Below are 15638 nucleotides of genomic sequence, written 5' to 3'. Positions count from 1 at the left end.
TCATGCCCGGTTCACTCTGCGACGTGCTGCCCGCCGTCGCGGCACTGCTGGGCGTCCCGGGCGCGGTCGACGGGCTCGGCCTTGGCGAGTCGGCGGGTGGTGTCGACCGCGTCGCCGTCGTGCTGGTGGACGGGATGGGCTGGCACCTGTTGCCGGAGCTGGCCGCCAGCGCGCCGATGCTCGCCTCCGTCCTGGCCGGTGACATCGGACGGCTCACCGAGCTCGCATGCACCTTTCCGTCGACGACGCCGACGAGCCTGGTGTCGCTGGGCACGGGAGCGCAGCCGGGTGAGCACGGCATCCTGGGGTTCACCCTCAACGTTCCCGGCACCGACCGGGTGCTCAATCATGTTCGGTGGCGCGACGATCCGCCCCACGGCCAATGGCAGCCGCTGCCCACGTGGTTCGAGCGGCTGGAGCGCGCCGGGGTGGCCGCCCGCGCCGTGCTGCCCGAGTGGTTCATCGGCAGCGGGCTCACGGACGCGGCCTACGGCGGCGCGCGATTTCGCCCGGTCGGCCCGGCCGACGACTACGTCCAACGAGTGACCGACGAGCTGCGCGCGGCGCCGGGGCTGGTCTACGGGTACATGGCCGACCTCGACACGGCCGCCCACGTCTTCGGCGTCGGCTCCACCGAGTGGCACGAGGCGGCGGTCCGGGTGGACGCCCAACTGACGCGGCTCGTCGACGCGCTGCCGCCCGACGCGACCATTCTGGTGACCGCCGACCACGGCGGCCTCAACGTCCCGGCCGGCGCCCGCATCGACCTCGACGACGACCCGGCGCTGGCCGCGGGCGTCCGGGTGGTCGCCGGTGAGCCGCGGGTGCGCTACCTGCACACCGAGCCCGGCGCCGCCGCGGACGTGCAGGCCACCTGGCGGGAGGCGCTCGACGGCCACGCCGACGTCTACGCTCGCGACGAGGCCGTGGCGACCGGGATGTTCGGGCCCATGAAGCCCGAAAACGCCTTGCGCATCGGCGATGTCGTCGTCGTCTGCACCGGTGACGCCGCGGTGCTGGCGACCGGCCACGAGCCACCGGAATCGGCGCAGCTCATCGGTTTTCACGGCGCCGGGACACCGGCCGAGATGGCCATTCCGCTGATCGTCCTGTCCTGAGCCGAAAGCATCTTTTGCGCGGCGTGAACCCGCCGTGTAACCCCTGCGTCTATCTCTAGGATGCGCGTCCACGTAGCGGCGCGGTTAGGCAGAGATACGCATGTCGTTCGCGATGCTTCCGCCGGAAGTCAATTCCGGGCGCATGCACCACGGGCCCGGGTCCGCGTCGCTGGCCGGGGCCGCCACGGCGTGGGACCGACTGGCCGTCCGGCTGCGCGCCGCGGCGGCGGACTGCCGGGCGGTGGCCTCCCAGCTCGGGCGGTCGAGCGCTGACCGCGGAGCAACGCAGACGGCCGGGTGCGCCCGCGCCTACGCCGATTGGCTGGCCGCGGCCGCCACCCACGCCGAGGGTGCGGCCACCCGCGCGGATGCGGCGGTGCGCGCCTACCAAACGGCCCACGCGGCGGTGGTCCCGCCGGCAGTCATCGCGGCCAATCTGAGGCGACGGAAGTCGTTGCGGCTCGCCAATTTCCTGGGCCATGCCAGCGCGGCGATCGCGGACACCGAGGCCGACTACGAGCGGATGTGGGCCCAAGACGCCGAGGCGATGTACGCCTACGCCCGCGCCTCGGCCGACGCCTCGCCGTTGACGCCGTTCGTCTCGCCACCCTCGGCGCGGAGAACGAGCGGCGGCGGGTCCCGGGGTTGGCGCCTGACGTCCGCGCCCGCCGTCCTATCGGCCGGCCGAGGGGTGATGGCGACCATCCCGGACGCTCTGCGGGCGTTGTCCCGGTCCCCGCTGGCGTCGCTCGACGCGGCCCTGTCACCGGTGACATCTCCGCTGTCGAGGCTGGGCTCGTTGAGTGCGCCGTCGGGCGCCGCGATCAGTCACCTGAATAGGCTCAACAAGGCGGCCGCCCTGAGGCGCCTCTTCCCGGGCGGCGCTCGGGGCGAAACGACCGGCCCGAGGGTCGGCCGGGCCGCCGTCATCGGGGTGCTGTCGGTGCCGCAGGCCTGGTCCGCGGCGGCGACACCCGACCCCGTCTACGACGGGACGCGTACCGGTTACAGCGGGGTGACGTAGGCCGAGCTGATCCCACCGTCGACCAGGAACGTCGAGGCGGTGATGAACGACGCGTCGTCGCTCGCCAAGAACGCTACGGCCGCGGCGATCTCGTCGGGCTCGGCGAAACGGCCGACGGGCACATGGACCAGCCGGCGGGCGGCGCGTTCGGGATCCTTCGCGAAGAGCTCCTGCAGGAGCGGCGTGTTCACCGGGCCGGGGCACAGCGCGTTGACCCGGATGCCCTGCCGCGCGTACTGGACGCCCAGCTCGCGCGATATGGCCAGCACCCCGCCCTTGGAGGCGGTGTAGGAGATCTGCGAGGTCGCCGAGCCCAGCACCGCGACGAACGAGGCGGTGTTGATGATCGAACCGCGCCGCGCGGGGACCATGTGCCGCAACGCCGCCCGGCAGCACAGGTACACCGACTTGAGGTTGACGTCCTGAACCCGTTGCCAGGCGGGCAGTTCCGTGTGCTCGATCAGGTCGTCGTCAGGCGGCGAGATGCCGGCGTTGTTGAATGCGATGTCGACCGAGCCGTAGGTCTCGGCCGCGGCGTCGAACAGGGCGTTGACCGCGTCCTCGTCGGAGACGTCGGTCGGCACGAACAGGCCGGACAGCTCGTCGGCCGCCGCGGCCCCCCCGCCGGCGTCGACGTCACCGATGACGATCGTCGCGCCCTCGGCGCGCATCCGCCGGGCCGCGGCGAGCCCGATACCGCCGCCCCCGCCCGTGACGATGGCCACCCGGCCCGCGAGCCGTCGGGTCAGGTCCATCAGGGCATCTCCTTGATCGCGATGAAGACGTTTTTGGTCTCGGTGAAATGCAGTGGCGCGTCGGGGCCAAGTTCGCGCCCCAATCCCGATTGCTTGAAACCCCCGAAGGGAGTGGTGTAGCGGACCGACGAGTGCGAGTTCACCGACAGGTTGCCCGATTCGAGGGCCCGCGACACCCGCAGCGCGCGGGACAGGTTGTCGGTCCAGACAGACCCCGACAGGCCGTACGGGGTGTCGTTGGCCAGCGCGACGGCGTCGCGCTCGTCGTCGAACGCCTGCACGGTGACGACGGGCCCGAAGATCTCGTCGGTGACGGCGCGGTCGGTTCGGGCCGGGGTGAGAACCGTTGGCGGAAACCAGAATCCCGGACCGGACGGCGCCGTGCCCCGGAACGCGACGGGCGCGCCGTCGGGCACGTAGGAGGCCACCTTGTCGCGGTGCGCGGCCGACACCAGGGGGCCCATCTGCGTGTCGCGGGACGCCGGATCCCCCACGGCGACGCCCTTGACGGCCGGCTCGAGCAACTCCATGAACCTGTCGTAGACGTTGCGCTGCACCAGGATCCGGCTGCGGGCGCAGCAGTCCTGCCCGGCGTTGTCGAACACGCCGGCCGGCGCGGTGGCCGCGGCGCGCTCCAGGTCGCAGTCGGCGAAGACGATGTTGGCGCTCTTGCCGCCGAGTTCGAGCGTCACCCGCTTGACGTGCGCGGCCGCCAACGCCAAGACCCGCTTGCCGACGGCGGTGGATCCGGTGAACACGACCTTGCGGACGCCCGGGTGGGTGACCAGCCGCTCCCCCGCCACGGCGCCGTCCCCGGGCAGCACCTGCAGCAGGTCGGGGTCCAGCCCGGACTCGGCCGCGAGGCCGGCGAGGCGCAGCGTGGTCAGCGGCGTCCACTCGGCGGGCTTGACCAGGACGGCGTTGCCGGCGGCCAGGGCCGGGGCGATGCCCCACGACGCGATGACCATCGGGAAGTTCCACGGGGTGATCACCCCGACCACGCCGAGCGGTTCGTTGAAGGTGACATTAAGGCCGCCGGCGACGGGAATCTGGTTGCCGGCCAGTCGTTCCGGGCTGGCGGCATAGTACGTCAGCACGTCGCGGACCTGGGCCGCCTCCCCTTCGGCCGACGCGATCGGGTGCCCGGAGTTGGCGACCTCGAGGGCGGCCAGCTCGTCGAGGTGGGCGTCGACGGCGGCGGCGAACGCCCGCAGTCCCGACGCCCGCTCGGCGGGCGCCAGTCGCGCCCAGCGCCGCTGCGCCGCCCGGGCCCGCCGCACCGCGTCGTCGACCCCGTCGGCGTCCACGCGGTCGACCGATGCGAGGACCTGCTCGGTGGCGGGATTGACGAGTTCTATTGCGCTCATGCGGTTTCCGCGTACGCCCGCGCGGCGTCGACGATGGCCGCGAAGAGCCGCAGGTCGTCGAGCCGCTCCTCGGGGTGCCACTGCACGGCGACGGCGAACGCCTCGCCGGGCACCTCGAGCGCCTCGACCACCCCGTCGGCGTCCCACGCGCTGACGACCAGCCCGTCGCCGACCTTGGCGACCGCCTGGTGGTGATAGCAGCTCACCTCGGCCGACTCGCCCAGCAGCGCGGCCAGCCGCGTCCCGGGAACCGTTCGCACCGGCAGCGACGTGAAGACCGCGTTGCCCGCCCGGTGCCCGCTGTGCCCGATCACGTCGGGCAGGTGCTGGTGCAACGTGCCACCGAACGCGACGTTGAGAGCCTGCGCACCCCGGCAGATGCCCAGCACCGGGAGGCCCCGGTCGAGCGCGCCCCGCAGCAGCGCGAACTCCCAGGCGTCGCGCACCGGCGCCGGCTCGTCGGTGGCCGCGTGCCGGAACTCGCCGTACTCGGCGGGGTCGATGTCCTTGCCTCCGGTGATCACCAGCCCGTCGAGCCGGTCGAGCACCCGCTCGGCGGCCGCGGCGTCCACCGGCTGCGGGGGCAGCAGCACGGCGATGCCGCCGGCCCGCGTGACGCCCTGAAAGTAGTTGGCGGGCAACAATCCCGCGCACACGTCCCAGACGCCCATCTGCGCGCGGTCGAGGTAGGTGGTGAGGCCGATGACCGGTTTTCGTGGCGATCGCGAGCGCGGCGAAGCCGGGCGAGGCGGGTCGCCACCATGCGCACGTGGCGATCGCGAGCGCGGCGAAGCCGGGCGAGGCGGGTCGCCACCATGCGCACGTGGCGATCGCGAGCGCGGCGAAGCCGGGCGAGGCGGGTCGCCGCCGACTGATTCAGAGCCGTTCAAAACCGCGGGTCCTCTCCCAGTCGGTGACCGCCGCGTTGAAGGCCGCCACCTCCACGCGCGCGTTGTTCAGGTAGTGCGCGACCACGTCGTCGCCGAACGCCTCCCGCGCGAGCGCCGACGCCTCGAACAGCGCCGCCGCCTCGGCCAGCGTGGCGGGCAGCCGGGCGACCCCGTCCGCCTCGTAGGCGTTACCCACGAAGGGCTCCGGCGGCTCCAGCCCTTTCTCGACACCGTACAGACCGCCCGCGATCAGCGCCGCGACGGACAGGTACGGATTGACGTCGCCGCCGGGGACCCGGCATTCGACGCGGACGTGCCGCCCGTGCCCGACGACCCGCAGCGCGCAGGTGCGGTTGTCCAGCCCCCAAGCGACCGCGGTCGGCGCGAAGCTGCCGTCGGCAAAGCGCTTGTAGGAGTTGATGTTTGGCGCGTGGAACAGCGTCAGCTCGGGCAGCGTGGCCAGTAGGCCGGCGACGAAGCGGCGGAACGTCTCGGACATGCCGTGGGCGCCGTCGCCGTCGGCGAACGCCGCCGACCCGTGCTCGTCGCGCAGCGACAGGTGCACATGGCAGCTATTGCCTTCGCGCTCATCGTATTTCGCCATGAAGGTGATGCTCTTGCCGTGCTGGTCGGCGATCTCCTTGGCGCCGTTCTTGTAGATGGCATGGTTGTCGCAGGTGACCAGCGCGTCGTCGTAGCGGAAGCCGATCTCCTGCTGGCCACGGTTGCACTCGCCCTTGACGGCCTCGAACCGCAGGCCGGCACCCTGCATGCCCTGCCTGATGTCGCGCAGCAGCGGCTCCATCCGCGACGACGCCAGCAACGCGTAGTCGATGTTGTAGTCGCTGGCCGGGGTAAGGCCGCGGTAGCCCCGGTCCCACGCCTGCCGGTAGGGCTCGTCGAACACGATGAACTCGAGCTCGGTCGCGATATCGGCGGCCAGGCCGCGACCGGCCAGCCGGTCGAGCTGGCGGCGCAGGACGGCCCGGGGCGCGACGGCGACGGGCGCGCCGTCGGCCCACGCCAGGTCGGCGATGACGCACGCGGTGCCCTGCAACCACGGGAGCAGCCGGAGGGTGGACAGGTCCGGGGTCATCACCATGTCCCCGTAGCCGGTGTCCCAGCTCGACATCGCATACCCGGCGACCGTGTTCATCTCGACGTCGACGGCCAGCAGGTAGCTGCAGCACTCCGCGCCGTGCGCGGCGACCTCGTCGACGAAGAGCCGGGCCGACACCCGCTTTCCGACGAGCCTGCCCTGCATGTCGGGGAACGCGACGACGACGGTGTCGACCTCGCCGATGCCGATTAGCTGGTCGAGCGCGGCCAACGTCAGCGGGGATTGCGCACTTCCCGAGCTATCGGTGCGAGCCATGACGGCAAGTCAACCAGGAGCGGCTACCAGGTGCTGGCCCGCAACACGATCTCGGCCGCCAATTGGGCGGTCGACTCCTGGACGTTGCGGCGGCCGAGCTCGACGACGCGGTACTCGGAATACACCATCCGCTGGCTGTCGCGGGCCACCTTCCGCGTCGCCGGCGAACTGACCAGCACGGTGGTGCCGACCTCGACCGGCGGGCAGTGCTCGTCTGCGACCGCACCCTGGGCGTCGGCGACCCCCGGGTGTCCCCGGTCGATCACCACCAGGCCGACGAACCGGCCCAGCCGGGTCGCCGCCAGCTCCCAGGCAAGCTCCGCGCCGGCCCGGTCACCGACCACCACCGCCCAGCCGATCCGCAGCCCGTCCAGGATCCCGATCACCGATTTGGCGGTCAGCCGCGGGTCGAACCCGACGACCACGGTGCGCATCGAGGCGGTGTGCAGACGCTCGCAGACGGCGTCATAGGCGGCGGGCCCGCGCTGTTGGTCACCCAGAATCAGGACGACCACACCCTTTTCCGGGCCCGCCACGGCGACCGGAACGGCGATCCCGTCGAGCGTGGTCATCATCGAGGGCACTCCCGCACGCTACAGGGAATCGGGCCGCGAGCGCGAGGTCCCCGCCCTCATCCTTCAGCGCCTCCGGTATCAGCGCCGCAGCCCGACCGAAATCCCGGGGCGCTCCGGCGGCGGCCCGTCGAGCAGGCCCAGCACGGCGTCGACGTCGAGGTGCGCGGCAAGCAGGTCGGCGATCGTATCCAGTTGGGCGTCGCGCCGCGCCGCGACGTCGGTGTCGGGCGCGGCGACGAACCCCGTCCGTCCGGCCGCCTCGGCCACCCGGGCCAGCCAGGCGCGGCGGAACTCGTCGTTGTCGAGCAGGCCGTGCCAGTGCGTGCCGAACACCGCGCCGCGCTCCACGCCCTGCGGTTCGCCGCCGACGGCGAACCACGGCTCCTCGTCGCATCGGGTGACGGCGCCGTGGTGGATCTCGTAGCCGGCGAGCGGTGACGACCAGCGCCGCAGCGTCTTCGGCGCCCGGAACGCGATGTCCGCGTCCAGCAGGCCCAGCCCCGGAACGTCCCGCTCCCTGGATTCGACGGGGTCGTCGATGCACCGGCACAGCATCTGGAATCCCCCGCAGATGCCCAGCACCGGCTTGGCGGCCCGCGCGTGATCGATGACCGCGCCGGCGAGGCCGCGATCTCGGAGCCATGCGAGGTCGGCGACCGTGGCCTTGCTGCCGGGCAGGACGACCAGGTCGGCGTCGGCCAGGTCGGCGGGTTCGGTGACCCACCGCACCACCACGCCCGGCTCGCACGCCAGGGCCTCGACGTCGGTGGAGTTGGAGATCCGGGGCAGCCGAACGGCGGCCACCCGCAACCGGTCGTGGCCGAGCGGCGGCGCGGGCCTGCCCACGACGCGGTGCGCGACCACCGACAGCGAGTCCTCGGCGTCCAGCCACAGGTCGTCGGTGTAGGGCAGCACGCCGTAGGTGGGGCGGCCCGTCATCGCCTTCAGTTGCTCGAGCCCCGGCTCCAGCAGCGCCGGATCGCCGCGGAACTTGTTCACGATGAAGCCGGCGATGAGCGCCTGGTCTTCGGGTTCGAGCACCGCCACGGTCCCGAACAGGTGGGCGAGCAGGCCGCCGCGGTCGATGTCGCCGACCAGCAGCACCGGCAGGTTCGCGGCCCTGGCCAGGCCCATGTTGGCCAAATCCGTTGCCCGAAGGTTGATTTCGGCCGGTGAGCCGGCGCCCTCGCAGATCACCGCGTCGAACTCGTCGCGCAGGCTCGCCAGGTGGTCGCCGACGATGCCGGCCAGCCGGTCGCGGTGCGTGACGTAACCGGCCGCGGTGACCGACTCGGCGACCTGTCCGAGGATCACCAGCTGCGAGGTCCGGTCACCGCCGGGCTTGAGCAAAATCGGGTTGAACCGCACGCTGGGCTCGAGCCCGGCGGCCCGGGCCTGAAGCGCCTGGGCGCGCCCGATCTCGCCGCCCTCGACGGTGACCACCGAGTTGTTGGACATGTTCTGCGCCTTGAACGGCGCGACCCGAACGCCCTTGCGCCGCAACAGCCGACACAGGCCGGCCACCACGACGGACTTACCCGCGTCGGAGCTGGTGCCCGCGACCAGCAGCGCCCCGCTCACCTACTTACGGCGACCAGACGCAAAAGCACGCGACACGCCGGGCAATTGTGTGCTTTTGCGTCTTCTCGCGGAAACGTCACGGCAGCGTCAGGATTTCGGCGCCGGTGTCGGTGACGAGCAGCGTGTGCTCGAACTGGGCGGTCCACTTGCGGTCCTTGGTCACCACCGTCCAGCCGTCGTCCCAGATCTCGTAGTCCAGGCCGCCGAGGTTGATCATCGGTTCGATCGTGAACGTCATACCCGGCTGCATGACCGTCGACACCGACGGCTGGTCGTAGTGCAGCACGACCAGGCCGTTGTGGAAGGTGGTGCCGATGCCGTGGCCGGTGAAGTCGCGAACCACGTTGTAGCCGAACCGGTTTGCGTACGCCTCGATCACCCGGCCGACGACCGACAGCGCCCGCCCCGGCTTGACGGCTTTGATCGCGCGCATGGTCGCCTCGTGCGTCCGTTCCACGAGCAACCGGTGCTCCTCCGCGACGTCGCCGGCCAGGAACGTGGCGTTGGTGTCGCCGTGCACCCCGTCGATGTAGGCGGTGACGTCGATGTTGACGATGTCACCGTCCTCGATGACCGTCGAGTCGGGGATGCCGTGGCAGATGACCTCGTTGAGCGATGTGCAGCAGGACTTCGGGTATCCCTTGTAGCCCAGCGTCGAGGGGTAGGCGCCGTGGTCGACCATGTACTCGTGCGCGATGCGGTCGAGCTCGTCGGTGGTCACACCAGGCGCGACGGCCTTGCCCGCCTCCTGTAGCGCGCCGGCGGCGATGCGACCGGCGACGCGCATCTTCTCGATGACCTCGGGCGTCTGGACCCAGGGCTCGCTGCCCTCTTGCACGGTCGGCTTCCAGGCGTATTCCGGACGCGGGATGCGGCCGGGCACCGGCAGGGTCGGGGACAACACTCCGGGGGACAGCGCGGTGCGGGCGGGCATGCCGACCAGCTTAATCGGGCATTGGTCGGCATTGACTCTGCGTGTACGGCGGGGTCCTCTCGCACTTTGTCGCCGTAGACGCAGAATCAACGTTGAAGACGACGCCCAAGCGAACGGCGAGGCCCCCGGATGATCACCGAGCCGCCCACCACCCGGCCGGTCAGCACGACGTGCGGCTTGCCCTCGCCCGGCGGGCCGCGGCGGCGGTCGCGGGCGCTGCCCACGTAGACCTCGACGTCATCGATCGACGCGCTGGCGCCGTCCGGCAGCCGAATCTCCACCGAGCCGAGCCGCATGTCGAGCTCGATGACCACGACGGGCCCGGCGAACCGCGCCTTGGTGAGGTCGAGCTCAACCGAGCCGAGCCTGCGCACGAGCGCCAGGCGCGTCGGGACCATCCACTCCCCGTGCCGCTTCAGCGACCCCGCCCAGCCCCGCAGTTCCACCCGGTCGGCTGCGGAGGTGACGATGGATCCGGGCCCGGGCAGGTCGCCGACCAGCCCTTCGAGCTCGCCCTGCGTGCGCGCGTAGGAAACCCGCGACGAGCGCTCCTCGAACTCGTCGATGTCGATCAGCCCGAGCGCGACGGCGTTGTGCAGGCGCCGCAGCGTGCCGTTGCGGTCGGCGTCTGAGATACGCATACCTGACGGCGGGGCGACCATCTCTCCACCGGTTTCACTCATGGTCGCAACTTACCGCCGTGAGCGGTCCCGCGGCTCAGGCCAGGAAGCCGGGCGGCAGCGACTCGAACATCACCTTGGTCATCCGCACCGCGTATTCCGAGCTGCCGCCCCCCACGATCAGGGACGCGAACGCCAGGTCACCGCGGTATCCCGCGAACCACGAGTGCGAGCCGCCCGGGAACTCGGCCTCGCCGGTCTTCCCGTACACCTCGCCGCAGCCGGCGATCTCCTTGGCGGTGCCGTTGGTGACGACCAGCCGCATCATCGGGCGCAGCGCGTCGACCATCTTCGGCGAGATCGGCGTGTCGTCGCCGTCGACCGTGGTCGGGTGCCCGGCGATGAGCTGCGGCACCGGGGTCTTGCCGGCGGCCACCGTCGCCGCGACCAGGGCCATGCCGAACGGGCTGGCCAGCACCTTGCCCTGGCCGAACCCGTCCTCGGTGCGCTCGGCCAGGTCGACCGTCGGCGGCACCGATCCCGTCACCGTGGTGATGCCGTCGACCGTGTAGTCCAGCCCGATGCCGTAGCGGGTGGCGGCCTGCGTCAGGCCGCGGGGCGGCATCCTGCTGCTCAGCTCCGCGAAGGTGGTGTTGCACGAACTGGCGAAGGCGCGCGACATCGGCACCACGCCGAGGTCGAAGCCGCCGTAGTTGGGCACCGTGCGGTGCCCGATGTCGATGTGGCCGGGGCAGCCCAGCATGGTGTTGGGCGTGGCCATGTCGCGGTCGACGGCGGCGCCGGCGGTGATCATCTTGAACGTCGACCCGGGCGGGAACAGGCCGGTGGTGGCGGGCAGGCCGTCGGCGTCGGCGCCCGCGTTCTGCGCGATGGCGAGGATCTCCCCGGTCGAGGGCTTGATCACGACCATCATGGCCTTGCCGCCGCGGGTGTCGACCGCGTGCTGGGCGGCGTTCTGCACGGCCCGGTCCAGGGTGATGGAGACCGACGGCGCCGGCGCGCCCTCGACCTCGTGCAGCACGGCGACGTCGACGCCGTTTTGGTTGACGCTGACGATCCGCCAGCCGGCCTGCCCGTCGAGCTGGTCGATGACGGCCTTCTTCACCGCGTTGACGACGGCCGGGGCGAAGTGCGGGTCGGTCGGCAGCATGTCGGCGATGGGCGTGACCACGACGCCGGGCAGCTTTCCGATTGCGGGGAAGACCTTGTCGTTGTCCTCGGGCTTGAGCGTGACGCCCAGGTCGATCGGCTCGGTCGCCGAGCTGGCCTGTTCGGCCAGCAGTTGCGGGTCGGCGAGCGCGTTGTTGATGGGGTGCAGGACGTCGACGACGGCGTGCGCGGTCGCGATCAGCGCCGCGCCGGAGCCGGCCTGGGTGGCGTCGAGCGTGTAGTGGTACAGGTAGCCCGGCGCGAGGACGTCGCTGCCGCCGAGCTCGTTGACCGAGGCCCTCCGCGGCTGATCGGCGCGCAGCGCGAACGTCTGGTGCTCCCCCAGCCTGGGGTGCAGTCCGTTGGGCACCCAGCGCACCTCCCAGCGGCCCTCGTAGCGCGCCATCTGAAGCTGGCCGTCGTAGGCCCAGGTGCGGTTCTTCGGCAGGTGCCAGGTGAAGCGGTAGCTGACGGTTCCGGTGTCCTCGGCGTACTTGGCGTTGAGGATCTGCGCGTCGAGGTGGGTGGCCTGCAGCCCCGACCAGGCCGCATTGAGCGCCGAGCGGGCCTCGTTGGGGTTGTCACTGAGCTGGGCCGCCGTCGCGGTGTCGCCGACGGACAGGGCTTTGAGGAACTTCTCGGCCGCGGGGCCGGGGCCTTCCGGCCGCGGCGTGCAGCCCGACAGGGCGACGACCCCGACGAGGAGAAGCCCTGAGACCACTGAGGCAAATGTTCTTTTTGTGACCATTGGTGCTGATGTTAGGAACTCGGGGCGTCCCACCACCGCAGACACACCGAGACCCGATCGTTATGCGTCGCCTGGTGAATGGTCGTGGCAGTGCCGCCGAGCGTCACGCCAGCGTGACGTTGGGCGCCGAGCGTCACGCCAGCGTGACACTCGGGCGAGGAAAGGCGGGCTCAGTCGAGCAGCACCGTCGCGAAGGTGCCGACCTCGGTGAAGCCGACGCGCGCGTACGCCGCGCGGGCGACCGTGTTGAAGCTGTTGACATACAGGCTGGCGATGCGCCCGCTCCCGACGGTGACCGCGGCGACGGTCGCCGTGCCGCGGGTGCCGAGGCCCAGGCCGCGCCACTCGGGGTGCACCCACACCCCCTGGATCTGCCCGACGCCCGGCGACTGCGAGCCGACCTCGGCCTTGAAGATGACCTCGCCGTGGTCGAAGCGGGCCCAGGCCCGCCCGGCCGCGATCAGGCTGGCCACCCGACGGCGGTAGCCCCGGCCGCCGTCGCCCAGCCGGGGGTCGACGCCGACCTCGCCGATGAACATGTCGACCGCCGCGACCAGGTAGGCGTCCAGCTCGTCGGGCCGCACCTGGCGGACCTCGGGGTCGATGTCGCAACTGGGGTGACTCGTCAGCGCCATCAGCGGCTGGTTGTCGCGCACGTCCCGCGCGGGACCCCAGGCCGACTCGAGGCGCTGCCACATCGGCATCACCAGGTCGGCCCGGCCGACCAGTGACGAGCAGCGGCGCGTCCCGCTCATCGCCTCGTCGGCGAAGGCGTTCAGGTCGTCACGCGCCCCGCGCAGCGGGATGAGGTTGGCGCCGGCGAAGCACAGCGACTCCTCCGCGCCCCGGCGCGTCCACAGTTCGCCGCCGATCGAGTTGGGGTCGATGCCGTGGTCGGCGACGCGGGCGGCGACCATGCACGAGCCCACGGGGTCGTCGGCGAAGACGCGCCAGACGGCGGCGGCGTCGCGCACCACGGACACCCGTCGATCGCCGACAAGGCGAAAGATGGGCGGGGCCGACATCTGGCGGACTCTCTGTGGTGCGAACGGATCACCAGCGAACGGGCGCTGGCCCTATCAGCTTACGGTCACAATCGGCGAACCGCTCGTTTCTGATCCACTATCGCCGCCCATTTCGCCGGCAAGCCGCATGGCCTCCTCGATGAGGGTCTCGACGATCTGCGATTCGGGGACCGTCTTGATCACCTCGCCGCGAACGAAGATCTGCCCCTTGCCATTTCCCGACGCGACGCCGAGGTCGGCCTCCCGCGCCTCGCCCGGGCCGTTGACGACGCAGCCCATCACCGCGACACGCAGCGGCACGTCGAGGCCGTCCAGACCGGCGGTGACCTCGTTGGCCAGCGTGTAGACGTCGACCTGCGCGCGACCGCACGAGGGGCACGACACGATCTCCAGCCCGCGCGGACGCAGGTTGAGCGACTCCAGGATCTGGATGCCGACCTTGACCTCCTCGACCGGCGGCGCCGACAGCGACACCCGGATGGTGTCGCCGATGCCCTTCGACAGCAGCGCGCCGAAAGCGACGGCGGACTTGATGGTGCCCTGGAACGCCGGGCCCGCCTCGGTGACGCCGAGGTGCAGGGGGTAGTCGCACTTGGCCGCCAGCATCTCGTAGGCGGCGACCATCACGACGGGGTCGTTGTGCTTGACGCTGATCTTGATGTTGCCGAAGCCGTGCTCCTCGAACAGCGAGGCCTCCCACAGCGCCGACTCGACCAGCGCCTCGGGCGTCGCCTTGCCGTACTTCTCCATGAACCGCTTGTCCAGCGAGCCGGCGTTGACACCGATGCGGATCGGGATGCCGGCGGCCGCGGCGGCCTTGGCGACCTCCCCGACCCGTCCGTCGAACTCCTTGATGTTGCCGGGGTTCACCCGCACCGCGGCGCACCCGGCGTCGATGGCCGCGAAGATGTACTTCGGCTGGAAGTGGATGTCGGCGATCACCGGAATCTGGCTCTTCTTGGCGATCGTGGCGAGGGCGTCGGCGTCCTCCTGCCGGGGGCAGGCCACCCGGACGATGTCGCATCCCGCGGTGGTCAGCTCGGCGATCTGCTGCAGCGTCGAGTTCACGTCATGAGTCTTGGTGGTGCACATGGACTGCACCGAGATCGGATGGTCGCTGCCGACCCCGACGTCGCGCACCATCAGCTGGCGCGTCTTGCGCCGCGGGGCGAGAGTGGGCGCCGGGGCGTCCGGCATGCCCAGGCCAATTGTCACTGTCGTCGTTCCTTTGGTTGCGTCACTGGAAGAGCCTGATGGGGTTGACCAGGTCGGCGGTGACGGTCAGCAGCATGTAGCCGACGACGAAGACCAGCACGACGTAGGTCGCGGGCATGAGCTTGAGGTAGTTGACCGGTGCGGCCGCGACCTTGCCGCGCGCCGAGCGGATCGTGTTGCGGATCTTCTCGAACACCGCGATCGCGATGTGGCCGCCGTCGAAGGGCAGCAGCGGCACCAGGTTGATCGCGCCGAGGATCAGGTTCAGCTGCGCCAGGAAGAACCAGAACGCCACCCACAGGCCATGGTCGACGGTGTCGCCGCCGATGATGCTGGCGCCGACGACGCTCATGGGCGTGCCCGGGTCGCGCTGGCCGCCGCCGATCGCGTGCACCAACGCGCCGACCTTGGTCGGGATGGTGACCAGCGCCTTGCCCACCTCGACGGTCAGCTGCCCGGCGAACGCGAACGTGGCCGGCACGGCGGTGAGCACGTTGTAGTGCGTGGGCGGGTTGCGCTGGGCGCCGACGCCCATCGCACCGACCATGGCGGGCTCGGGCTTGGCGCCCCGCCCCTTGGTCAAATAGCGCTGCGTCGACGTGACGTCGACGTAGGCGGTGATCGGGGTGCCGTTGCGCTCGACGACCACCGGGACGGTGCCGTGCACCTTGCGCACGGCGTCGGCCATGTCCTCGAACGTGGACACGTTGGTGTCGCCGACCTTCACCACGACGTCGCCGGCGCGGATTCCGGCCAGCGCGGCGGGCCCGGGGCCCGTGCAGTCGGCGACCTTGCCCGGCGCGGTTTCCGGTGCGACGCAGGCGGTTTCGCCGACGACGGCGCGCGTGTCGGGGTGCAGGTTGGGCAACCCCCAGACCAGGGCGATGCCGTAGATCAGGGCCAGGCAGATGACGAAGTTCATGCCGGGGCCGGCGAACAGCACGGCCACCCGTTTCCAGGCCGCCTGCTTGTACATCGCGCGGTCGTGCTCGTCGGGCGCCAGCTCCTCCACCGACGTCATCCCGGCGATGTCACAGAAGCCGCCCAGCGGCACGGCCTTGACGCCGTACTCGGTCTCGCCGCGCCGCGTGGACCACAGCGTGGGGCCGAAGCCGACGAAGTAACGCCGCACCTTCATGCCGGTGGCGCGGGCGACCCACATGTGGCCGCACTCGTGCAGCGCCACCGAGACCAGGATGGCGAGCGCGAACAGCACAATGCCGATGACGAACATCATGGGG

General features: G+C 71.2%; 14 protein-coding genes. 2 read left to right on the top strand and 12 right to left on the bottom strand.

Translation table 11 applies throughout. The annotated features are described in order from the left end of the window. Positions 1 to 2: 2 nt before the first annotated feature. The gene (locus GPY60_RS15405; protein WP_156688541.1) at positions 3 to 1118 is read left to right on the top strand and encodes an alkaline phosphatase family protein; all 1116 of its coding nucleotides are present in this window, start codon (positions 3 to 5) and stop codon (positions 1116 to 1118) included. Between the two features lie 100 nt (positions 1119 to 1218). Continuing rightward, the gene (locus tag GPY60_RS15400; protein ID WP_156688540.1) at positions 1219 to 2142 is read left to right on the top strand and encodes a PPE family protein; all 924 of its coding nucleotides are present in this window, start codon (positions 1219 to 1221) and stop codon (positions 2140 to 2142) included. Here GPY60_RS15400 and GPY60_RS15395 read toward each other — a convergent pair. The 12 genes from GPY60_RS15395 to GPY60_RS15340 form a co-directional block, all read right to left on the bottom strand. Next, positions 2124 to 2900 (bottom strand): 3-oxoacyl-ACP reductase, encoded by a 777-nt coding sequence (locus tag GPY60_RS15395; RefSeq protein ID WP_156688574.1) that lies wholly within the window; start codon positions 2898 to 2900, stop codon positions 2124 to 2126. The genes GPY60_RS15400 and GPY60_RS15395 overlap by 19 nt on opposite strands. After that, entirely contained in the window at positions 2897 to 4264 is a 1368-nt protein-coding gene (locus GPY60_RS15390; RefSeq protein WP_156688539.1) for an aldehyde dehydrogenase family protein, read from the bottom strand. Before GPY60_RS15390 ends, GPY60_RS15395 begins: the two co-directional genes overlap by 4 nt. Beyond that, positions 4261 to 5154 (bottom strand): gamma-glutamyl-gamma-aminobutyrate hydrolase family protein, encoded by an 894-nt coding sequence (locus GPY60_RS15385; RefSeq protein ID WP_156688538.1) that lies wholly within the window; start codon positions 5152 to 5154, stop codon positions 4261 to 4263. Before GPY60_RS15385 ends, GPY60_RS15390 begins: the two co-directional genes overlap by 4 nt. Beyond that, positions 5141 to 6529 (bottom strand): glutamine synthetase family protein, encoded by a 1389-nt coding sequence (locus GPY60_RS15380; protein ID WP_156688537.1) that lies wholly within the window; start codon positions 6527 to 6529, stop codon positions 5141 to 5143. The genes GPY60_RS15385 and GPY60_RS15380 overlap by 14 nt, the downstream gene beginning before the upstream one ends. A gap of 23 nt (positions 6530 to 6552) precedes the next feature. Then, complete coding sequence (locus tag GPY60_RS15375; RefSeq protein WP_156688573.1) at positions 6553 to 7104, bottom strand: alpha/beta hydrolase; 552 nt, start codon at positions 7102 to 7104, stop codon at positions 6553 to 6555. 78 nt (positions 7105 to 7182) lie between these two features. Continuing rightward, entirely contained in the window at positions 7183 to 8685 is a 1503-nt protein-coding gene (locus GPY60_RS15370; protein WP_156688536.1) for a cobyric acid synthase, read from the bottom strand. 76 nt (positions 8686 to 8761) lie between these two features. Further along, on the bottom strand, positions 8762 to 9619 hold the full coding sequence (gene map, locus GPY60_RS15365; RefSeq protein ID WP_156688535.1) for a type I methionyl aminopeptidase: 858 nt from the start codon (positions 9617 to 9619) through the stop codon (positions 8762 to 8764). 86 nt (positions 9620 to 9705) lie between these two features. Then, positions 9706 to 10302 (bottom strand): DUF1707 SHOCT-like domain-containing protein, encoded by a 597-nt coding sequence (locus GPY60_RS15360; RefSeq protein WP_156688534.1) that lies wholly within the window; start codon positions 10300 to 10302, stop codon positions 9706 to 9708. 34 nt (positions 10303 to 10336) lie between these two features. Then, on the bottom strand, positions 10337 to 12157 hold the full coding sequence (locus GPY60_RS15355) for a penicillin-binding transpeptidase domain-containing protein (protein ID WP_156688533.1): 1821 nt from the start codon (positions 12155 to 12157) through the stop codon (positions 10337 to 10339). A 170-nt stretch (positions 12158 to 12327) separates the two neighbouring features. Then, positions 12328 to 13182, bottom strand: a complete 855-nt coding sequence (locus GPY60_RS15350; RefSeq protein WP_156688532.1) for a GNAT family N-acetyltransferase — start codon at positions 13180 to 13182, stop codon at positions 12328 to 12330. A gap of 54 nt (positions 13183 to 13236) precedes the next feature. Continuing rightward, positions 13237 to 14397 (bottom strand): flavodoxin-dependent (E)-4-hydroxy-3-methylbut-2-enyl-diphosphate synthase, encoded by a 1161-nt coding sequence (gene ispG, locus GPY60_RS15345; protein WP_156688531.1) that lies wholly within the window; start codon positions 14395 to 14397, stop codon positions 13237 to 13239. A 22-nt stretch (positions 14398 to 14419) separates the two neighbouring features. Further along, complete coding sequence (locus GPY60_RS15340) at positions 14420 to 15634, bottom strand: M50 family metallopeptidase (RefSeq protein WP_156688530.1); 1215 nt, start codon at positions 15632 to 15634, stop codon at positions 14420 to 14422. Positions 15635 to 15638: the final 4 nt, after the last annotated feature.

The sequence above is a fragment of the Mycobacterium sp. Marseille-P9652 genome, assembly GCF_902652685.1.
Taxonomy (GTDB): domain Bacteria; phylum Actinomycetota; class Actinomycetes; order Mycobacteriales; family Mycobacteriaceae; genus Mycobacterium.
Note: the sequence above shows the minus strand (reverse complement) of the source record. Positions and strands in the feature narration are given on the sequence as shown.